Origin of the sequence: Candidatus Tisiphia endosymbiont of Stenodema calcarata (genome assembly GCF_964030695.1) — a bacterium.
Taxonomy (GTDB): domain Bacteria; phylum Pseudomonadota; class Alphaproteobacteria; order Rickettsiales; family Rickettsiaceae; genus Tisiphia.
In genome coordinates, this window is the sequence record NZ_OZ034911.1 from 210,320 (window position 1) to 233,643 (window position 23,324).

Genomic DNA, 23,324 nt, shown 5'->3' on the forward strand with positions numbered 1-23,324 from the left:
ATGACAAATAAAGAAAAATTACCCCTACTCGCATTAAAAGACATGGTGATATTTCCCGGCATGGTTGCTCCCATATTTGTCGGTAGGACAAAGTCTCTAAAAGCCTTACTGAATACTAAATCTACAGATACTAATAGATATATATTATTGGTGTTACAAAAACAACAAGATCAAGACACTCCAGATATTCAAGATCTTCATTCTACAGGAGTAATTGCTAAAATTATACAAACAGTAAGGTTACAAAATAATGCAAAAATTCTTGTTGAAGCAATGCAGAAGGTTAAACTTCATAACATAACTAATAAAGAAATGTTTGAAGCTGAATATAGCATACTACAAGATGAAGAGGTAATTGATGTGGAAGCTTTAAAAGTTTCTACGTCAATTGTCATTGAGTTATTTATGAAATATACCAAGAATCATAAAAAAATTAATCCAGAAATAATAGAAACAATAGCTGATGAAATAACCAAAGATCCGACAAATTTTAGTTATATTACTAATGTGCTAGCCTCTTATCTGACTGCACCATTACTAATAAAACAAACTTTATTAGAAGAAACAAAACCTCAAACACGAATTAAAACTATAATAGATACATTGACATCTAGTATGGCTCAAATGGAAGCAGAACAAGCTTTACAACTACGAGTAAAAAAACAAATTGAAAAAACTCAGCGTGATTATTACTTGCACGAACAAATGAAAGCTATACAAAAAGAACTCGAGCAGGATAAATCTTACTTCTCTGATATAGAAAAAAAGATTAAGACCTTAAAACTTTCAAAAGAAGCAAAAGAAAAAGCCGAATCAGAACTGAAAAAGCTAAAGCTTATGAATCAAATGTCAGGTGAATCCTCAGTTGTTCGTAACTATCTTGATACAATATTAGCTATGCCATGGGGAAAATTTGATAATAGTAAAACTGATATAAATAAAACTAGAGAAATTTTGGATCGGGATCATTTTGGTCTTGAGAAAGTCAAGGATCGCATCATTGAATATTTAGCAGTATTACAACGCTCTAAAAAAATTAAAGGACCTATACTATGTTTAATTGGTCCTCCAGGAGTGGGAAAAACATCACTGGTCAAGTCAATTGCTGAAGCAATGGGTAGGAAATATACTAAATTTGCTCTTGGCGGCATTAGAGATGAATCGGAAATTAGAGGTCATAGAAAAACATATCTTGGTTCTATGCCAGGAAAAATCATAAACTTAATTAAAAAAGTTAAAACTAATAACCCTGTTATGTTATTAGATGAAATTGATAAAATGGGTTCTGATTTCCGAGGTGATCCAGCATCTGCTTTACTTGAAGTTTTGGATCCTGAACAAAACAGCCATTTCGTTGATCATTATTTAGAAGTAGAATATGATTTATCAGAAGTAATGTTTATTGCAACAGCCAATTCTTATAATTTGCCAAGAGCTTTACTAGATCGTATGGAGATCATTAATGTTTCTGGTTATGTTGAAGAAGAAAAATCACAAATTGCTAAAAATTATTTAATACCAAAGCAATTGAAACTACATCAAATGAAGAAAAATGAGCTAACTATTGATGATGGAGCAATTTTAGAGTTAATCAGATATTATACCAAAGAATCAGGGGTAAGATCGCTTGAAAGAGAAATTAGCTCTGTTACAAGAAAAATATTGCAAAGGATTCTGAGTAACAAAGAAGTAAAAAGCATATCAATATCATCTGAAAATCTTGAAGAATATTTAGGTGCTAGAAAACATAATTTTGGTTTAGCTGAGAAAGAAGACCAAATAGGCAGTACCACGGGGCTTGCTTATACAGAAGTTGGCGGAGAACTATTAACCATTGAAGCATTGTCATTCCCTGGAAAGGGAGATATTAAAACTACAGGCAAGCTTGGGGATGTAATGAAAGAATCCGCTCAAGCAGCTTATAGTTGTTTCCGCTCTAGAGCTAATAATTTTGGACTGAAGTACGAAGATTACAAAGACCTTGATATCCATTTACATGTACCGGCTGGTGCAATTCCAAAAGATGGACCATCTGCTGGATGTGCAATATTTACCACTATTGTTTCACTTATGACCAAAATACCAGTCAAAAGAACTGTGGCAATGACTGGAGAAATTACCCTAAGGGGTACAGTGTTACCAATTGGAGGACTAAAAGAAAAATTATTGGCTGCTAGCCGAGGTGGTATACAAACAGTATTAATACCTGAAGAGAACATCAAGGACTTAAAAGATATTCCACCGAATATAAAGAATAGCTTGGAAATTTTATCAGTGTCAAATATAGATGAAGTACTAAAATTAGCTTTAGTGAATAATAATTTTACAGTTGCTAACTAAAAAAATATTAACATTAAGATAGAAACTTGAATATACTTAAAATTATTTATCTATGTTGTAGGTTTGAATATGACTATTAAAAACACTGAAGATTCCTATGGTTTAGTTACACAACTTCTACATTGGATAGTTGGAGTTATGATAGTGTCAATGATTATAGTTGGTTTTTCTATGCAAAACATAGAAGATCCTGTTGTAAAACAGCAAATTTACGCCTCCCACAAGGCTATAGGCGTGATGGTATTATTACTAGTATCCATAAGATTACTATGGCGTTTAATTAATATCAGAGTAATCTTACCAAGTGATTTACCAAAATGGCAAAAAAATGCCGCTACCTTAAATATCAATATACTCTATCTTTTAATGTTTATAATGCCAATCAGTGGTGTGTTAATGACCATTCTATCAGGTCGTAACATTGACATATATGGACTGTTTACTATCACTTCATTCATTCAGAATGCATTATTTGCCAAAATATTTTACAAAATGCATGAATTTTCAGCATTTATTCTCTGTGCTTTAATTGCTCTGCATACTTTAGCTGCCTTTTATCACCATTTTGTAAGAAAAGATGATGTATTGAAGAGAATGTGGTTTAACAACAGAAATAATTGAAAATATAAAGAATTAGGCAACTTTTGGAATTGCTGCATATAACTATATATAGTCTTCTATAATATAAAAGTATTGTGGATAAGTTTGTGAATAAAAAATGAATTATCATTTTTTAAAATCCATGTTTAACTTAATTTTACGTCTTATTAATAAACAAATATATTACCATAATTGCTTAAAGTATTGATTAAATCTTATTAATATCTTAATTGTAAATAGAAAAAATATTGATGCCATTGACTAATTTTTACTTAGTGCATAACTTTTATCGTGTATAATCAAATTAATTAATTAATGATAAAATTCAGACTATATCATAAATTTTTCAAATAAGGTTATTATGTTACCAATTCGTATAATCCTCCTACCAGTTGTTTTTATGTTATTATCAGCATTTTCGAATCTAGACTTTAACAAAAATAATAAGGAATTTATTAGCTTATTGAAAGATACAAAAATTGCTGTTGTTGCTCCTGCCTCAGGGGCAAGCAGTGAATTATTATCTAATTTAAAAAATATTACTTCATTAAAACTAGATATTCCAAATAGTTGCTTTGGAGGAAAAAGCTTATTCCATTCTGCCGATGATAAAACAAGGTTATCGTGTTTAGAAAACGCATTACTGGATCAATCAAATGACGTAGTATGGACACTTCGCGGGGGATATGGTTCAGCAAAATTGATTCCTGACTTACAACGCATGAAAAAACCTATAAAGGAAAAGTTTTTTATAGGATTTAGTGATATGACGGCTTTACATATTTTCTTTTCTCAAGAATGGGGATGGAAGACAATTCATGGTAACGGAATCATTGAAATATTTAATCCAACAAGAGATCATCAGAATTTTATAAAAATAGCAAAAATAATTTCTGGTAAAGAAACTCTAGCTAAAATTAAAGGGTTATTAGCAATCAACCCTGCCGCAAAATCTAGCAAAATTGTTACAGGTAATCTTACTGGTGGTAATTTAACCATTGTACAAACATCTATCGGTACATCATGGCAAATAAAAACAGCAGATAAGATTCTTTTTTTGGAAGATGTTGACATAAAACCATATCAGCTAGATCGTATTTTATATCATTTAAAACAAGCAAGGCTGCTAGATCGTGTAAATGCTATAATATTTGGGACTTGTGGAGGTGATGGTAAGAATATCATTACTGTTCTTACTGATTTTGCAGCAACCTTAAAAATTCCAGTATTTAAGACTAATAGGTTTGGTCACGAGCAAATTAATGATCCAATTATTTACAATACTAGTACAAAAATTATTCCTTCTAATGATAACCAGTTCGAATTAATAATGAAATGCTATTAAGAATAATTCTAAGTTAACTCAAGAAGGTTTTAGCCTATAGTCAATTGAAGAGAATTGAGTAGCAGGAGCGATGGAGCGACACCTATATATACTCGATGAAAATCAAGAATTGCGTTGTCGTCTTCAGGGATCGTAGGTAGCCACGTACTAATGTAGTACGCCTAGCACCTCGACCCTTTGACTCCTGCTACTATCATGATTTTGATCTTCGTCTATCAACTATTCATTTACGAGCAGTATATAATAGGCGAGGGATCGAAGACGATGTTACCAAATTCTCCTCAATTCACTATAGCTAACATCAAAGTTTTTGCAGCCTGTATGCCAGAATTTTTGCAATCTTTTGGATTAGAAATGTCACTATGAAAAACTATTTTACTACCGTCAAAATCAGAAAGCATAAACTCTGTAAGAATATCATTACCTATATACGTTGAATAAGCAGCTATAGGAGTTTTACAATTTGCATCTAAATATTCCAAAAATGCTCTTCCAGCTTGCATTAGTTCCCATGTTTCAAAATGGTTAATTTTATTACATATTTCTTGCATTTTATTATCATTTTTTCTTATCTCTATCGCTATAACACCCTGTCCTACAGGTGGTAACATTTCCTTTGTCTCTATTAAGTGGCAATATTGTGTATCAAATAGTCCTAATCTTTTTAAACCACTATAAGCTAAAATAGTTGCATCAACATCACCTTGCATTAATTTTTTTATTCTTGAATCAACATTTCCTCTAAAAGTAACAATTTTTAAATCAGGTCTTTTTCTTTGTATTAGGATTTTTCTACGCATTGAAGATGTACCTACCTTACTAGCAAAAGGCAGTTCTTCTATTGATTTATAATCTAAGCAGACAAATACATCCCGTGCATCTTCTCTCTCAAGTACAGCAGATATCATCAATTCTGACGGTAGTTTGCAAGGTACGTCTTTTAAGGAATGTACAGCTAAGTCAATTTCGTCATTTATAAGAGCATTTTCTATTTCTTTTAAAAATAAAGCTTTGCCACCTATATCATACAGATTTTTATCCTTAATCAAATCACCAGAGGTAATTATTGGGACTATTTCACAATTTATGTTTGGGTAATGAATTTTAATTTGGTCGACTACTAAATTTGTCTGTACTAAAGCCAAAGGACTTCTTCTTGTACCTATTTTTATTACTTTCTTCATAGAAGCTAGCTATTTTCTCAAATGCAGATCCTTAAATGCAGATATTTAAATTGCCCTGCTTATTCATTACTTCCGTGACAATATTTATATTTCTTGCTAGAACCACAGGGACATAACTCATTTCTAGCCACTTTTCCCCAACTTGATGGGTCTGATTGTACTCTATCCTGTGGATTGACTTGAGTTTTGATGGTTTTAAGTTGAGTTTCAATACTAACACCAGCATTATATTTATTAAAAGCTGGGTCCTCCCTAGTTTCTCGCATTGTCTTTTGAAGTTTTTTATTTTCCAAAGACATTGACTCTTTTTTAATATGGCTAGTATCCATATGGAGATGACAAACTCTTTGGATAAATAATTCCTTCAAATTATCGAGCATTTGTTCAAATAAATTGAAAGCTTCTCTTTTATACTCGTTAAGAGGATCTTTTTGGGCATAAGCTCTTAGTGATATACCTTGTCGTAAATGATCTAAATTATGTAGGTGATCTTTCCATACTTGATCTAAAGTTGTTAGTAAAATATACTTAATTGCGTCATTCATTAAGTTAACGCTATATGCTTCATATTTTGCTTGGTACAAGTCATTTACCATTTGTACAACGTTAGATACCACCTGTACTTCGGTAACATCAGCTTTTGTTATAGATTCATGCTGTAGTTTTATAGCAAAAATACGCTGCAACTCTCCTATTAGAGCATTTATATCCCAGTCTTCTCTATAAGAACTAGGCGGAATAAAAGTTAATACCACTTTTTCCACTAGTTCTTTTGTCATGTTGGTTAAAAAATCATGTGCATCTTTTGACTTAATGATGTCACTGCGCTGTTCATAAACTATCTTACGTTGATCATTCATAACATCATCAAAACGTAATAAATTTTTACGTATTTCGTAATTATGTCCTTCAACTTTCTGTTGAGCTTTTTCAAGTGAACGACTAATCATAGGGTGATGGATTGCTTCACCATCTTTTAAACCTAACGTTCTTAAAACTCCAGAAATACGGTCTGAGGCAAAAATACGCATCAGATCATCTTCTAAAGACAAGAAAAATTTTGTATTGCCTGGATCACCTTGTCTACCAGCTCTTCCTCGTAACTGGTTATCTATCCTACGACTCTCATGCCTTTCAGTACCTATAACAAATAATCCTCCAGCCTCTATTACACGCTGCTTCTCTTCAGCTATCTGCTCTTTTATTTTTACTATTTCTAATTCATATTGCTCTTTTGCTAGGTTCTTTAGAGATAGTTGTTCTATTAGCATTTCTGGGTTACCGCCAATCATAATATCTGTACCACGACCTGCCATATTTGTGGCAATAGTCACAGCCTTAAATCGTCCAGCTTGAGCTATAATAAATGCTTCCTGCTGATGAAATTTTGCATTTAAAACATTATGATTTATTTTATTTTTGGTAAGTAAGTTAGAAATTTCTTCAGATTTCTCTATACTAACCGTTCCAACCAAGACAGGTTGACCACGATCATAACATTCTTTTATTAATTTTAGGATAGCTTCATATTTATCTTGTTTACTGCCATAAATCTCGTCATCATAATCAACTCTAGTAATTGGATTATGGGTAGGAACAGCAAGAACATCAAGATTGTATATGTCTTTTAGCTCTGCAGCTTCGGTCATTGCTGTACCAGTCATACCTGATAATTTGGGATAATTCCTAAAATAGTTTTGGAAAGTAATAGAAGCTAAAGTTTGATTCTCATTTTGAATTTGTACATGCTCTTTTGCCTCTAGTGATTGGTGTAACCCTTCGGAATACCGTCTACCTTCCATAACGCGTCCAGTAAATTCATCAATAATCATAACTTTTCCATCGCGTACTAAATAATCAACATCACGATTGAAGAGGATATGAGCTCTTAATGATTGATTGATATAATGAACCAAACTTAAATTTTCAAAATCATAAAGGCTTGAATCTTTTTCAATAAGACTATTAGCTACAAGCATTGATTCTACATGAGTTATACCATTCTCAGTAAGATTAACTGTCCGTAATTTCTCATCTTTTTCGTAATCTTCATCTTTAAACTGACGAACTAATTTATCAATTGTGCTGTATAAATCCGAGCGATCGTCTACTGGACCTGATATAATTAGCGGAGTTCTTGCTTCATCAATTAAAATTGAGTCAACTTCATCAATAATAGCGAATTTAAAAGGACGAAGTACCTTAGAATCTTCACTATATTTCATGTTATCTCTGAGGAAATCAAATCCAAGCTCGTTATTAGTTGCATAAGTAATATCTGCTCTATAAGCGTTACGTCTATCATCATCACTGATACCAGCAGTGATACAACCAACAGATAACCCTAGAAAATTATGAATTCTTCCCATCCACTCAGAATCACGTTTTACTAAATAATCATTTACCGTAACAACATGTACCCCTTCACCAGTAAGAGCATTCAAATATGCGGGTAATGTGGCAACTAAAGTTTTTCCTTCTCCTGTACGCATTTCAGTAATCATACCACGGTGCAATATCAATCCACCAATTAACTGAACATCAAAATGCCTCATCCCATAGAGTCTTTTTGAAGCTTCCCGTACAACAGCAAAAGCTTCATAAGTTAAGTCATCTAATGACTCACCATCTTTTAATCTTTGCCTAAATTGCTCTGTTTTATTTCTCAAATCATCATCAGAAAGTTTTTGTATTGAAGGCTCGAGCAAATTAATTTTTTCAATTTCTAAAGATAGTTTTTTTATACTTCTATCATTTGCTGTGCCGAATAATTTTTTAAGTAAAGAAAGCATTTATATCCTAGATTTAAATAGTAAATATCCTGTAAAATAACCTAAATTCACGCGAATTCGGGATAAGAATTTGTCAATTCTTATCCCGAATTGGCTTTAATATTAGTAAATACAGCTTCTCTACACGTCATTGCGAGCGAACGTATGTGAGCGTGGCAATCCATGAAGCTTGTCATATGGATTGCTTCGTCAACCTACGGTCTCCTCGCAATGACATGATTTAACAATCAGATGCAGAGCCGTCTCCAATCTGATTGTTTCTATAATTTCACCGAATTCAATATAAGAATTAACAATTCTTATATCTAATTGAGGTTAGTAAATATCCTGTAAAATATGATATTTTATGATATTTATCAAACAAATTGTAAATAGCTGTTGACGTAGAAGGGTTATCCTTATAAAATCCAGCTATCATAAACAATATATAATAATGGATAACAAATGAAAAGAACAACTATAATTTTTTTAGCTGCTAGTTTACTTGCGAGTAGTGCTTTTGCTGATGAAGATAAAATTGTTGCTACCTACAAAGGTGGTGAAGTAAAAGAATCACAGGTTATGCAACAATTCCAACCTTCTTTAGATACCCAACCAAGTGCTAAAGGAAAAAAGTTTACTGATTTCGATGCGAATATACAGGAAATGTTAGTAAAGGGCTATATCGATGCAAAATTGCTTGAGCAAGAGGCCAAGAATTCTAATATTGAATCTTCAAAAGAATTCCAATCTAAGTTGAATGTCGTAAAAAACCAATTGGTTCAGCAAGAATTGATGGAGTGTTATGTAAAATCTCATGTTGATGAGAAAATGATTAATGCTGAATATGATAAATTAGTTGCTAGCCTAAAAGGAAAAGAGGAAGTAAAAGTAAGTCATATTTTGGTTGCAACTGAAAAAGAAGCAATAAATGTACAAAATAGACTTAAAAAAGGGGAAAAATTTGCTAAGCTTGCTAAGGATTTCTCAAAAGATGAAGGGTCTAAAGCAAATGGTGGAGAAATAGGCTATATTACTTCTGGACAGCTAGTACCTGAATTTGAAGATAAAGCATTATCAATGAAAGTAAATGAAATCTCTTCTCCAGTTAAAACCCAATTTGGTTGGCATATAATTACTGTACTTGATAAAAGACCTGCACAAATACCTTCTAAGGAGGAAGCTACTGCTAGTATAACCAATCAACTTAGTAGAGATGCTATATTAAAGTATGTTGCTGATCTTGAAAGTAAAGCTGATATCAAAATAATGTTACCAAAGTCACAAATAACAAATGAGACTAAAAAATAATCTAACACCTTAATTTGATGTAAGATATTGGTTTAGTAGCCTATTGTGTCATCCCTGCTAGGGTTAATGTCATTCCCGCGAAGGCGGGAATCTAGACCCCGCACTGAAGCAGGGGTGACAGCACTTCTATTATTATAGCTAGAATCTCCTTGGGTTAACTATAAAGATAGCTCCGGACACTAATGAACCCACGCAGGAATCAATCCGCCTTGGTAATATTTTACTCCTCAACGTGTCTTTGACGGTCCCTCGAATGCTTTGCTAATTGCTTTACCTAGAGCTTCTACTGATTTGCTAAAGTTATCATATGCTTTTCCACGTTCTTTTGCAGATTTACCAATAGATCCTATTAAAGCAATAGTAGATTTTAAAAAATCGCCGAATTGAGTGATCACTTTTGGGGTTTTCATGTCTTTCATAAAATTATCTTTGAGATTATGTAAGTCATCAACTATTTCAGCAAGATTTTGTGGACTTGGCTTAACCCCTATTTTTCCTTCTATCTTCCGCAAAGTTTTTGCACTTTCTGGGCTTACTTGAGCAACTTTAGAGTTAATTTTTTTAAATCCATCTCGGAGTTTGTCCATTATCTCATCATCAGTTGGTACAGCATCAACAAATTGTTCTACCTTTTGCTCTACCTTATCTGCTAATTTTGCTGCCCCTTTTTTTACTTTTTCTACAAAGCTTTTTGACATTGTATCCTCCATTTATTGGTTATTATTAAAAATTTTCATGATGTTCTATTATAATAATATAATTAAACTTCTTGAATAGTTATCTTTTTTAAACATATATCTAATAAATTAAAATTACTTAACTACTACCAAATAATTGCTGTAAATTTTTCCATTCTAAGTAAGTTGTAGGATCGCTAGGACATATGCCAAAACCACATTCAAAATAAGTTGCAAACACATTAACAAGAGTGATAATTATCAAACTAATCTCAATTAATGTAGGTACAAAACTAGGATAAAATTGTAGTATACTAAATTTACTTAGAATAAGGCTAATTATAGGAATTATAGACATTAATAGGATTAAAGAAAAAGAAATTATTGCTGACCATGTATAAAAATGTAACCCAAGGAAAGTATTACCATATCCTAAATCATGGGGTAAAATATGCAGCAAAACCTGCCTAAGCCCTACCATCAGCGTGTAAATACTAGAGATGAATATAATCATATCATATTTCCAAGAAGGATTATATATTATGCTAAGTAGTGCTCCAAGTCCGATAGCAATAAAACCGAATCTTTGTAATAAACATAAAGGGCAGGGTAGTTCATAATAAAAAAATTGGAAAATAAAGGCTACGACATTTGTTACTATACATAAAATAGCAATAGCAATATATATAATTATTGTAGGTTGGCTTGAAACTGGGTTCATAACAAATTAAAAAGAGATATTTAAGTGGTCAGTAGCATGTAAGTAAAAATAGATATTAGCTATTAAAAGATTAATATAAAATAATGGTATGATAAAATTATAGCTCTTTTGGCTATCTCTATGCCTATTAATTGTAAAAACATAAAACATTAAAATAAATATCAAGATCATAATTACCGTTACTTCCGCTTGTTAGAGCTTAGTTTGCCTCTAGGCAAAGAAAATGTCAAGATATAATTGCGTATATGCTTAGTGCTAATATTATTTATGATATAATTAAAGTGATGGACTCTACTTTTTTAGTTGCTTTAAATAAGAATATTATTTAGCATCAATATAATTAGAATTTAAGAATAGGGTGGTAAAAATGAGTAAGAGTGAAGAGAAAAATCCTAGAGAGTATTTTGATTATTATACAGACTTGATGATTGAAATAGATAAAGCTGGAGAAAAAGTAGATATTCAGGCAAAAAATGATCTAGTTGAACATGAGGTCGTTGATCCTCTATTTAACCACCTACTTGAAATTCCAAATAGAGTTTTGGAAAATCATTATATTTCAAAAGAACTCAAGGTTGTTGTAGTAAATGATGTATTAGACGGTTTGGCTGAAGCAATCAAGACTAATGCTGATGAATGTAAAAAGATAGGGGAAAAGACTAAAGATGAGTTAACTGAACAAGATAAGTTAACATTTAATAAATTTATAGTGTTTGATATATTAGCTGACAAACTGCAACAATCCATGCAGAGTAAAAAAACTCTTGGTGGTTTAGAAAAATATGAAGATAAGTTGCAGGCAATCATTACTTCTACTAAAGAAGAACCTGCTCAAGAAGAACTCGCTCAGGACGTTTTTGTATTGCAAGGTTCTGCTGAGGAAAATCTTAGAGAATTAGAAGAGCATTCTGAAGGTCCTTCTTTTGACTCTATCCGGTCCTCTTCTTTTTCTGCTGCCGATCTAGATGTTGACCCTATAACCCAAGCAATTAGGAATCAAATCTTAACCAAGCAGAGGGAGCTAATAGTTGAAGCTCTAGTAAAGAATAATATAGCGAAACTAGAAGAAATTGGAGATATAACTAAATTTCGTGCGTACTGTGAGAATGAAGAAAACAAAGAGAAAATCAGTGAAGTTCTGAGAGGAGTTGAGTTAAAAAGAGCTTTGGAACAAGTCGAAATTGCCGGCTACAAGAATGTTCATACTCAGTTTGCAGATAGATTTAGTACTATGGAATGGAAGGATGGAGTTGGAGGAAGTGCTAATGGTATTACTACTAAAACGCAGATAGTACGAGATGCAAATGATCGTGAGATTGCTACATTAACAGAAGCAACACATCAAATAAATCCTCCTCAAACAGTGCAAAAAAGTGATGGTACTCCAGTAGAAATTAAAAATTATAGGACGATAGATTTTCCGATAGAACTTAATGATGGTGGTCCAATGCATTTATCGCTAGCGGTAAAGGATCAGCATGGCAGAAATATTGCTGCAAGTAAGGCTGTATATTTTACGGCTCACTATGATGATGATGGTAGGCTAATCGAGGTCAGCTCACCACGTCCAGTTAAGTTTAATGGAACTGGCTCTGATGCAGTTGGCTATATAGAACATGGTGGACAAATCTATACCTTGCCAGTAACGCAAGAAAAATATAAAGCAATGATGCAAGAAGTAGCCAAAAACAAGGGACATGGCGTGGATATTTCACAATCTATCGATACACTATCTGTGGACCGTATTATAACTTCCCCTCAGAAGACTGAGGAGTTGGGTAGAACAAAAGAGGCTGTGGTTTCTCTTGCTGACACGACCCAAAAGGAAGGAGTAAATGCAAGTGTTAATATTCTAGATAAGCCTCTTGATGCCCTAGATCCCACACCTGTTCTAAAACCAGAAAAAGTAAATCCAAGGGGTAATATTATAGATGAACCTAAGCCCACTCTTCAGAATGCCCCCGTTCTAACACCAAAAGTAGTTGATAATGTTCGTACAGCTAGCAGATTAGTTGGGTCAAAGTCTGTTAAGGAAAGTGCAAAAGAGCTAGCCCAATCCCTTAGGAACAACTTTACAACACAGGTAATTCCATCTCGAAAAACCAATGTTGAGATTACTGCACAAGCAGAAGAGATATATAAAAATTTGCAAAAAAATGCACTTGAAAAGCAGAAACAATATATCAATGAAGAATTAAAAAAATTATCAACTCCTCAAGAACAGATAAAACTATTAATGGAATTAGCAAAGGTTGAAGCGGATGGAAGGGGAGAAAGAGTTAAAGAAATTGGTTCTGGAGGAGAGAGAGAAGCGAATGTAGGGCAGGTTAGATTAAGAACAGAAGAGAGGATAACAAGTATAAATGGATCTCCTAAAATGGGATACCAACGGCAAGGAGAACATGTTAATGTTAAAGATGATGTAAATTTACAAAAATTCCTAAATGATAGAATTGTTGAAATTAAGCAAGAATCCAAAACGCCAGCTACTACTTTTAAAACTCGGAAGGTAGGAGGTCATGGTTTATCCTAATTTACTTTAACTTAAGTTTTATGTAAGCAGCAAACAAAATGCTACGCATTTTGTAAAAACACAAACTATTAGAACAGTTTGTTAGAAGACATCGGTTTAATAGCCTATTGTGTCCCGATAGCGAACATTCTTTCTGTAGATTTAACGTAAGTAAGCGGGTTAACATGCAATTTACAGAAAAAATGTTACGCTATCAAACTATATAATTATTAACATTAACAAGGAGATAAATATGCAGCGATTTTCTTTTTTTATACCTTTTATATTGTGTACCACTTTATCTGCATTTGCTAGCAATCCAGCAATGGAAAAAATAAAAAACGATCCAGTGAATGTTAACAAATTAGATAATTCTTCTAGTCAAATAAAAAGTCAAAAATCTTCATTAGTTAAATCAGATATACAAGATGACCAATGCCATAGTATGGGCGATGCTGGTTGGTATTTTGCTCTTGGTGATACATGCAGTTTTAAGTGGAAGAATCGCATAAGTTATACAGGTCAAGTGTGGAGATGCACAAGCTTTGGAGATAATCACACCAATATAATTCTTGCTAACTTTGACATAACTTATGAGATTGGTACTAAACCCCCACAAATTACAGGAACAGGATGTAATGTAACTGAAGTATCTTCAGGTCATATTCAAGTTAGGAATTGTCAAGATATGACTTTCATAGCATGTGGCTCTAGTATGAACGCAACTATAACTAATAATACTAATGGAGTTATTATTGGAGTTTGTAAAGCTGATATCTGTCCGAACTAGTAGGTGTGAAGGTTTCTATCTAATGGTCTTATCGATCGTTATTTTCGTTCTAGAATCCGTAACACGCGAATTTGGGATAAGAATTTGTCAATTCTTATCCCAAATTCGGTGAAATTATAGATTACTTCGTCGACCTACGGTCTCCTCGCTAATAGACGTTTTATAGACGTATATGTCTATTAGCGAGCGAACGTACGTGAGCGTGGCAATCCATTTTGCTAAAAACATGATTTTAAAAGATTAAAATCATGTTTTTAGCTTTAGAAAGGTTTAAAATGCATTCGCGTTAGCCGCTTTAAGAATGCATCTTTCCTTATATTAAAGCCAATTCTAGAAATGAAAATTTATGTTAAGTTATTATTTTCTTATTGACTTCCATTACGGATGCTGGGGTTAATAGCCTTTCAGGCTATTTTTTTAGATCAACACAAAAATCAACTTAATCTTTTTATAATTTCCTCTCTGCGAAGTAAGGGTAATATTACTGACATTTCCGGTCCGGATGCCATTCCCGTTATGCTAAGCCTTAGAGGTAAGAATACATCCTTGCCCTTTTTACCAGTAACGACCATAATTTTTTTAGTCCATATGCTCCAGCTGTCGAGGGTGATTGGGTCGTCTGGTAATAATATAGCTGTCTGTTTTAAAAAATCTTTATCTAAGCCTTCAACTTTAGATGGGGAGTAACAAATATTCCACCAATCTTTTATTTCATATAATTTTTGCAAATTAGCTCTCACTGCCAACCAAAACTGTTCAGTTACTTGCTCAGCCTTAATCTCTCTTAAACGATCTTTTACTTCATCAAAACTAAGGCTAATTAGTAATTTATGATTCAGACGTTCTAATTCCTCCGGCAAATAAGTTGTGGGACTTTTAGAAAAATTATTAATGTCAAATTCTTTTATTAGCTGATCTAAATTCTTAAACGATGCAATACTTGATGACGAACCAATTAAACTAAAAAAACTATTAATTGCCATTGGTTCTAATCCAATTTCATCCCTTAGAGCAGCGATCTCAAACCCTCCGATTCTTTTAGATATTTTTTCATCTCGGCTAATAACTAGACCAAGATGAGCAAAATTCGGTATACTCTTCTGCTTTGAAGAATTGGCTTCGGAAAACTGCAGGGTATTCGCGTACTCACGTACCTTATGTACGCTCCGTTCGCTCTCCCCTTGTTTTCCGTTCCAATTCTCCAAATCATTTGAGTATATACTCTTTTGATGTGAGTATAGCACTCCCTGTAGGGCTTCAAACATTTGTAGCTGAATCGCCGTATTAGTTACATGATCTTCGCCCCTAATAATATGGGTAATCGAATAATCAATATCATCAATAACTGAACAAAGCATATAAGTCATACTATTATCTTCTCTGATAACTATCGGATCACCAAGATTTTTCCCATCATATTTAACTTCACCCTTAATCATATCTTGCCATATAATTGGAGTATGCGATACCAAGAATCGATAATGTGGCTTTCTTCCTTGACTAATATAATCATTTATTTGTTGTTGAGTTAAATTCAAAGCTGCCCGGTCATAGATGGGGGGGAGTCCTCTTGATAATTGTAATTTACGTTTCAGTTCCAGCTCTTCTTGAGTCTCAAAACAAGGATATAATCTATTTTTTTGCAATAATAATGTCTTTACAGCCTCATATTTAGCAAGTCTATTAGATTGGCAAAAAGTTTGATCCCAGTTAAGCCCTAGAAATTTCAAATCCTGTTCAATAGCATTTTTATATTGCTGTTTGCTACGCTCAAAATCAGTATCATCAAACCTTAAAATGAATAGGCCATTATGCTTTCTAGCATATAACCAATTTATCAGAGCTGTTCTACTATTACCTATATGTAGCATACCTGTTGGTGATGGTGCGAATCTTGTGATAACCCTTCCCATAATTTTATCTTAACCGCTTATTATACTTTTTTCTTTTTTGTTGTTTTTTTTGCTGTAGCATTCTTTTTAGAAGTTTTTTTTGCAACTATTACCTGCTTGCCATTATCTTTCTCTTGTTTATTCTTTAACTTATTGTTACTAGTTTCAATTATTTCTACAGCGATCTCTGTTGTTATGGTAAAAGGATCATATCTTTTTGGTATTGAAATAAACCTATCAAGATATTTAAGATACGGACCATATCTACCTATACCAAGTATAATTTCTTGTTGAGATTCAGGATGCAAACATAATTTAACCGGTAACTCAAGCAACCTCATAGCTAAAGCAAGAGTAACATCATTTTGGGCAATAGAAGGTGGCAATGATGCACGCTTTGGTTTTTCACCCTTGGCAACTTGCTCACTAGTCTGTACATATAAACCATAAGGACCTTTCTTTAGAAAAACATCAAAACCATCCTTATTTACTCCTAATAGTTTGTTCTCTTCCATAGTAGCAACATCATCACTATTTTTAGGGGTAATTTGTTTTTTGAAAGTACATTCTGGGTAATTACTACAAGCTAAGAATGCTCCAAACTTACCAAGCTTCAGACCTAATTGACCTGTAGAGCAGGATGGGCAAATTCTTGAATTGTTACTTTCTGACTTTTCTCCAAATAAGTGATAATCTAAGGCTTCTTCAACATAAGTAATTATATCAGATATTTTTTTTCCACTAACTACTTCTACATTATTATTAAACCCATCCCAAAATTTTTTTAGTAAAGACTTCCATTCTATTTTACCTTCTGCCACCTCATCTAAATCATTTTCAAGATCAGCTGTGAAATCATATTCCACATATTTCTTAAAAAAACCTGTCAAAAATGTTGTAACTAAACGCCCTAATTCTTCTGGAAAGAATCGTTTTTTCTCAACAACTACATATTTTCTATCTTGCAACACTGATATAATCGAAGCATAAGTAGACGGGCGACCAATACCAAGTTCCTCAAGCCTCTTTACTAAACTAGCTTCAGAATATCTTGGTGGCGGATCAGTGAAATGTTGTGCTGGATTTACTGAATCTGTAATTAATTTCTCTCCTTCTTTTAGCGGTGGTAGAAGTCTATTTTCTTCTTCTGTTTCATCATCTAGACCTTCTCGATAAATTTTATAAAAACCATCAAACGCAATAATTGAGCCATTTGCTCTGCATGTAAATTCTTTATCTTCTGTACAGTCAATTGATGAGAATTTGGTGACGTCGTCACTCGTCGCTCGCCTATTATCTATAGGCTTCGCTCCATCGTTCCTAGCATCAAATCCTCCTGAATTGACTGTATCAAGCTGAGCTACTACCAAATCAATAATAACATTTTCCATTTGGCAAGCTACCGTTCTCTTCCAAATTAGGTCATAAAGTTTGTAAAAGTCTTTATCTAGTTTATCCTTTAACTTTTCTGGTAGCAGGGTAATATCAGTTGGTCTAATCGCTTCGTGAGCTTCTTGGGCATTTTTAGCTTTAGATTTATAAGTTCGCTGGCTAGCTGGCAGATATTTATCCCCAAAATTCTTATCTATCAACTGACGTATTTGCTCAACAGCTTCACTAGCAAGAGTTGTCCCGTCCGTTCTCATATAAGTGATTAAACCTATAGTTTCATTACCTATATCCATACCTTCGTAAAGTTTTTGGGCAATTTGCATAGTCTTCTTAGCAGTAAACCCTAATTTTCTTGCAGCTTCTTGCTGCAGCGAAGAGGTAATAAAAGGCGGTTGCGGTTGACGTTTTTGCTGTTTTTTTTCTATAGAGGCAACATGAAAATTCTTTAGTTTTATTTTCTTGACTAGATCATTGGCAGCTAGTTCATTAGTAATTGAGAATTTCTCTAATTTTTTACCATTAACATGAGTTAATCTCGCTAAAAACGGTTCATTATTACTATTAAGAACATTAAGACTAATATCCCAATATTCTTGCGATTTAAAACGTTCAATTTCATCTTCTCGTTCGCAAATAAGTCTCAGTGCTACAGACTGCACTCTTCCGGCTGATCTACATCCTGGCAATTTACGCCATAATATCGGCGATAAAGTAAATCCTACTAAATAGTCTAATGCCCTCCTTGCTTGCTGAGCATTAACCAAATCAATATCAATTTTTCTTGGGTTTTCAATTGCATGTAAAATAGCTTTTTTTGTAACTTCATCAAATGCTACTCTTTTAAAGAAATCACTAGATTTAACCAAGTTTTTTTCTTTTATTATTTCTGCAACATGCCAAGCAATTGATTCTCCTTCTCGGTCTCGATCTGTTGCTAGATAAACCATTTCAGCCTTGGCAGCATCTTTAGTTATTGCTTCAACATATTTTTCTGCTTTATCTGATATAATATATTTCATAGCAAAATCTTCATCTGGCAGAACTGAACCATTTTTAGATGGTAAATCTCTAATATGCCCAAACGAAGCAATAACTTTAAAACCATTATCTAGATATTTATTTATCGTTTTCGCCTTTGCTGGCGATTCTACTATTACTAATTTCATATTTATTTATAAATTAAAGATATCTTGTTGCCAGGATATCTAGTTATTTTTCCAGCCAGTTCTAGCTCCAGTATTATCATATATATAACCTGCAAAGGTAGCTGCGTTTGATGCAAACAATCAAAATCTATAGGAGTTGAAGATAAAAGCTCCTTAACTTTCATACGCATATCGTTGGTAATTGGATTAGCATATTTTATATCTAACGCTTTAAACTGGTTATTCTCAGCTGAATCATTTGCCACATCCTTAGATTTGCTGACAACCTTAGAAAAATGTGGTAGATTAGTTACTATATCTTGGGTAGATTCCACCATGTATGCTCCTTCCTTGATGAGTTTATTAGTACCCTGACACCTAGGATCTAACGGAAATCCCGGCACTGCAAATACTTCTCTATTCTGTTCTAAAGCAAACCTTGCTGTTATTAATGATCCAGATTTTAGGCTTGCCTCAATTACTACCGTTCCAAGAGATATACCAGAAATCAATCGATTACGTTGTGGGAAATGTTGTCCAAGAGGTTTTGAACCTATTGGTAATTCAGCAATTATTAACCCCTCTTGTTGAATTTGTTCGAATAATTTAACATTTTCTATGGGGTAAACATGATCAATTCCTCCAGCTATAACTCCTATTGTTTTAGAGATATTAACTTGATGCACTGCCGTATCAATACCTCTTGCAAGTCCAGAAACCATTATATAATTTGCGTCTGTCAATTCCTTAGCGATTTTAGCTGCAAAAGCACGACCATTTACTGAAGCATTTCTTGCTCCAACAATTGCTAAACATCTTTCGTGTGATAATAACCCGATATTGCCCTTATAACTTAGTATAGGTGGGCAATCAAAAATCTCTAACAATAACCTTGAATATTCTAGAGACTTATAGGTAATAATTTTGGCATTATTCTTTTCCAAAAGCTCAAGTTCTTTACTTGCCTCACTTTGTGAAAATACCTTTACTGGTTTAGAACGTCCACCTCGCAGCGAAAATTCTTGGATGTTTTCAATAGCAGCACTACTACTACCAAATAGCTTTATTAAACTCCAAAAAGTCCTTGGACCAACATTTTCACTCCTAATTAGTCTTAGAATATCAATTGTTTCTTTTGTATAAGATACTCGGTTAGTATCCAAAAATAGCTCCTTAAGCATCAAATCTCTTTCTTTGGCTTTAAGCTTACTTTGACATAAATTATCCCTTGGATGATATTTGCAGTATATAGCAAAATTTTTTCCCACTAAGTAAAAAAATAAAAAAACAATTAATTTCTAACTAGGGAAGTTTAAAAATGACAACTGGTTGTGGAAACCTGCGTAAACCTATGTGTGTCAACTTAAGAAATCTCGATGTCATCTCTAGCTACGGTATATTGGTGTTAGTAGCTAGCAATGACATCCTACTGATCCGGCAAAACCTACGCTATATACTATAATTTTTCTGCATTAGAAGCTAAGTAATCTGCCACTCCTTTATGTGATGGGGTAATACCTTCATCACCTTTATGCCACCCAGCTGGACATACTTCACCATGCTTTGCATTATAGTCTAGGGCATCTATCAGTCTTATTACTTCATCAATATTTCTACCAATTGGCAAATCATTAACTGACAAATGGCGTACTATGAATTCTTCATCAATAACAAAAGTACCACGCAGTGATATTCCATCATCATGAAGTACATTATAACTATGTGAGGCATTTTTATTAAGATCTGCCACCATAGGAATTTGGATATTGCCAACACCACCTTTATTGTAAGGAGTATTCTTCCAAGCCAAATGAGAAAAATGCGAGTCAACGCTTATTGCTATTAACTTTGTATTTCTCTCAGTAAATTCTCCTAATCTATTATTAAAAGCTATAATTTCTGATGGACAAACAAAAGTAAAATCTAGGGGATAAAAAAACAATACAACTTTATGACCCGTAGCATAATTTTTAAGATTAAATTCAGATTCTATACTATTATCAGGCATAATAGCTTTAGCTGTAAAATCCGGTGCAGCTTTTCCAACGAATACTTGCATTTTAAATTCCTTCAGTTTCAAGTGATTAAAAATATTTCTTATGGTAACCTTAAGTATCGATGTAGCAAATTAATACTAGGCTCAAGTAATTATCCTCATTAGGGGTGATGTCACCTCACAACTGTCGAAAGTTAAAAAACCGTCATTGCGAAATGCTGTTGTAAGGCTTAAACCGTCATTGCGAGGAGCCCATAAGGTCGACGAAGCAATCTATATGACAGCTTCATGGACTGCCACGCTCACGTACGTTCGCAATGACATATACGTCTATAAACCGTCATTGCGAGAAGCCGCTGCAAGCGGCGACGTGGCAATCTTGTGAAGGAGGTCTTGACTATCATGAAGATTGCCACAGTGCCTAACGGCACTTCGCAATGACGATTTTTTAACTTTCAACAGTTATGGGATAACACCCTAGGCTATTAAACCGATGTCTTACATCGAACTCAAGTTATGATACACAAAATAATAATGTATTACAATACCAAATCTTAAATGAATTAGCAGAGTAATTTAAAAATTGCAATCAATAGTTGAGCGCATGCCATAATCGGAAATGGTACGAGAACTATAAGTCATGTAATAAATAATCACTCACCTTACGCATAACTCCCATGGCAATTTAAAAGTCATAGGAAAAACAGCCTAGCGTCATTACGAGAAGCCACTTTGTGGCGATGAAGCAATCTAATGAATGTGGATTACCACTACACTCACGTGGTCTCGCTAATAGACGTCTTGTACTTTTCTGCAATTTTTAAATGCTATACGTAAGGTGAAATAATCAGCAATTTCTTTAAATTATTAAGCCTTTTACTTGTGATTTCCATAGTTTTTTGTACAATTTACTGTTTTTTAGTAATTCCTCATGTTGTCCATCTTCAACTATGCTACCTTCATTAAAAACTAAAATTCTATCCATATTCAACAAAGTTGATAATCTATGAGCTATAACTAATACAGTTTTATTTTGCATTAAGTAATAATATAGAGAATCTTGTATCAACTCCTCAGTCTTACTATCTAGACTACTTGTTGCTTCATCAAGAATTAATATTGGAGCATTCTTTAATATTGCCCGTGCTATTATTATTCTCTGCCTCTGACCACCTGACAAGTTATTACCCCTTTCACCACATAAGCTTTGGTATCCTTCTGTTAGGCTCTCAATAAATTCATGTATATGAGCTAGTTTTGCTGCCTCTATTATCTCTTCTAAGCTAGCATCTTTTTTTCCATATCTAATATTATCAATGACTGTCCTATGAAATAGGATTGGTTCTTGCGGTATTATACTAATATTTTCTCGTAAAGAGTCTTGAGTTACATATCTAATATTTTGCCCATCAATTAGAATTTCTCCTTGGTCTATATCGTGCAACCGTGTAATAAGATTAATAAAAGTTGTTTTTCCTGAACCAGAAAACCCTACTAATCCGACCCTTTGTTGACTCAAAATTGTAACGGATTTATTCTCAAATAAATTATTATTATGATAATATTTAAAACTAACATTTTTAAATATTATCTCACCTTTTGTAACCTTTAGAAGATGGGCATTCTCAATATCTTCTATAATATGAGGTTTCATTAATGATACACTTTGATTAAAAGAACCAAACTCTTCGAACATATCTCCTACTTCCTGCGTTAGATCCCAAATTTCACTACTAACCGTTATAGATAAAGTAAGTATCAACACGCAATCTCCTATAGTTATTTGCATTTGACTACGAAGTTGAGCTAGATAATAAACCATTATAAAAATCATTATAGAACAAGCTATGCCTAGTACAATACGTAGCTTAAACATAAAGAGTTGCATAATTTGTTCATTAACTACAGCATCATCTATCCTTACTTCTAGATTCTGACGTTCAAATTTATGAGAAGTAAACATTCGTATTGCACCAATATTTGCAATTGCATCAACAATACTGCCAGCAACTATTGATTTGCTTCGTGCATAATTTACTGAATATTTGTTTATTGTACTTGAACAGATAACGCTAGTCCCTACAAAAACACAAATATGTATAAGGAATATAGTAGCAAATATTTGATGTACCCAGTACATTGTTCCAAGAGCAAAAACAATTATAGCTAGTTTGTATAGAATTTTCTCTCCAAATAAAGACAAAACCATTTCAAAAGATCTAGCCCCTTCAGTAATACGATTGGTAATATGACCAGCAAGGTTTTCTTGAAAAAATCTATGATTATGATACTGAGTGTAATTATACATTTCGTCTAATATCTGAGCTTTGATATATGGCATGGTTTTTAGATAAATATAATCATAAATTCGCCACATAGTATTTACACATACCCACCAAAATGCATATATTATTGCCCAAAACAACATGGAGGAAGGTAGGTCTTTAACTGTTTCATTAGAAAAAGACTCAATCAAATTTATAATTCTTTGTAGCAACACACTATCAATAGCTGGTATCATTCCCCGTATTATGCATAACAACCCTAAAATAGTTAGTTTAATTCTTCTTTTCTTTAAAAAATAGAAAAATAACCTTATTGCAGACTTTGAAAAATCAAAACCTTCTAACACAGCACACACCTCATTA

General features: G+C 33.2%; 15 protein-coding genes. 6 read left to right on the plus strand and 9 right to left on the minus strand.

What is annotated here, in order from left to right:
- From lon to ACQH1W_RS01030, 3 genes are all read left to right on the plus strand, one after another.
- Window positions 1-2,340 carry an endopeptidase La gene (gene lon, locus ACQH1W_RS01020; protein WP_375332474.1) on the plus strand — a complete coding sequence of 780 codons (2,340 nt, stop codon included), beginning with the start codon at window positions 1-3 and terminating at the stop codon, window positions 2,338-2,340.
- A gap of 69 nt (window positions 2,341-2,409) precedes the next feature.
- Complete coding sequence (locus ACQH1W_RS01025; protein ID WP_375332473.1) at window positions 2,410-2,961, plus strand: cytochrome b; 552 nt, start codon at window positions 2,410-2,412, stop codon at window positions 2,959-2,961.
- A 355-nt stretch (window positions 2,962-3,316) separates the two neighbouring features.
- Window positions 3,317-4,285, plus strand: a complete 969-nt coding sequence (locus ACQH1W_RS01030) for an LD-carboxypeptidase (RefSeq protein WP_375333222.1) — start codon at window positions 3,317-3,319, stop codon at window positions 4,283-4,285.
- A gap of 281 nt (window positions 4,286-4,566) precedes the next feature.
- Here the strand turns inward: ACQH1W_RS01030 and hemC are convergent, their stop codons facing one another.
- Window positions 4,567-5,469: a hydroxymethylbilane synthase gene (gene hemC, locus ACQH1W_RS01035; RefSeq protein ID WP_375332472.1), complete on the minus strand. Its 903-nt coding sequence runs from the start codon at window positions 5,467-5,469 to the stop codon at window positions 4,567-4,569.
- A 59-nt stretch (window positions 5,470-5,528) separates the two neighbouring features.
- A complete protein-coding gene (gene secA / locus ACQH1W_RS01040) occupies window positions 5,529-8,261 on the minus strand; it encodes a preprotein translocase subunit SecA (RefSeq protein ID WP_375332471.1) in 2,733 nt (910 codons plus the stop codon).
- A 444-nt stretch (window positions 8,262-8,705) separates the two neighbouring features.
- Here secA and ACQH1W_RS01045 point away from each other — a divergent pair, with 444 nt between their 5' ends.
- Window positions 8,706-9,551: a peptidylprolyl isomerase gene (locus tag ACQH1W_RS01045; RefSeq protein WP_425361077.1), complete on the plus strand. Its 846-nt coding sequence runs from the start codon at window positions 8,706-8,708 to the stop codon at window positions 9,549-9,551.
- 227 nt (window positions 9,552-9,778) lie between these two features.
- Here the strand turns inward: ACQH1W_RS01045 and ACQH1W_RS01050 are convergent, their stop codons facing one another.
- Window positions 9,779-10,249 carry a hypothetical protein gene (locus ACQH1W_RS01050; RefSeq protein WP_341761403.1) on the minus strand — a complete coding sequence of 157 codons (471 nt, stop codon included), beginning with the start codon at window positions 10,247-10,249 and terminating at the stop codon, window positions 9,779-9,781.
- A gap of 118 nt (window positions 10,250-10,367) precedes the next feature.
- Window positions 10,368-10,949 (minus strand): disulfide bond formation protein B, encoded by a 582-nt coding sequence (locus ACQH1W_RS01055; protein ID WP_375332469.1) that lies wholly within the window; start codon window positions 10,947-10,949, stop codon window positions 10,368-10,370.
- A gap of 367 nt (window positions 10,950-11,316) precedes the next feature.
- Between ACQH1W_RS01055 and ACQH1W_RS01060 the strand changes: the two genes are divergently transcribed.
- Both ACQH1W_RS01060 and ACQH1W_RS01065 read left to right on the plus strand, forming a co-directional pair.
- Window positions 11,317-13,482 (plus strand): Sca4 family protein, encoded by a 2,166-nt coding sequence (locus ACQH1W_RS01060; protein WP_375332467.1) that lies wholly within the window; start codon window positions 11,317-11,319, stop codon window positions 13,480-13,482.
- A 232-nt stretch (window positions 13,483-13,714) separates the two neighbouring features.
- Window positions 13,715-14,251 carry a hypothetical protein gene (locus tag ACQH1W_RS01065; protein WP_425361078.1) on the plus strand — a complete coding sequence of 179 codons (537 nt, stop codon included), beginning with the start codon at window positions 13,715-13,717 and terminating at the stop codon, window positions 14,249-14,251.
- Between the two features lie 434 nt (window positions 14,252-14,685).
- On the opposite strand, the gene ACQH1W_RS01070 is transcribed toward ACQH1W_RS01065, so the two are convergent.
- From ACQH1W_RS01070 to ACQH1W_RS01090, 5 genes are all read right to left on the minus strand, one after another.
- Window positions 14,686-16,164 (minus strand): glutamate--tRNA ligase, encoded by a 1,479-nt coding sequence (locus tag ACQH1W_RS01070; protein WP_375332465.1) that lies wholly within the window; start codon window positions 16,162-16,164, stop codon window positions 14,686-14,688.
- Window positions 16,165-16,184: 20 nt separating this feature from the next.
- Window positions 16,185-18,701 (minus strand): type I DNA topoisomerase, encoded by a 2,517-nt coding sequence (gene topA / locus ACQH1W_RS01075; protein WP_425361079.1) that lies wholly within the window; start codon window positions 18,699-18,701, stop codon window positions 16,185-16,187.
- A gap of 2 nt (window positions 18,702-18,703) precedes the next feature.
- Entirely contained in the window at window positions 18,704-19,948 is a 1,245-nt protein-coding gene (gene dprA / locus ACQH1W_RS01080) for a DNA-processing protein DprA (protein ID WP_375332464.1), read from the minus strand.
- A gap of 188 nt (window positions 19,949-20,136) precedes the next feature.
- A complete protein-coding gene (locus ACQH1W_RS01085; protein WP_341762471.1) occupies window positions 20,137-20,739 on the minus strand; it encodes a peroxiredoxin in 603 nt (200 codons plus the stop codon).
- Window positions 20,740-21,535: 796 nt separating this feature from the next.
- Window positions 21,536-23,308 (minus strand): ABC transporter ATP-binding protein, encoded by a 1,773-nt coding sequence (locus tag ACQH1W_RS01090; protein ID WP_425361080.1) that lies wholly within the window; start codon window positions 23,306-23,308, stop codon window positions 21,536-21,538.
- Window positions 23,309-23,324 lie beyond the last annotated feature (16 nt).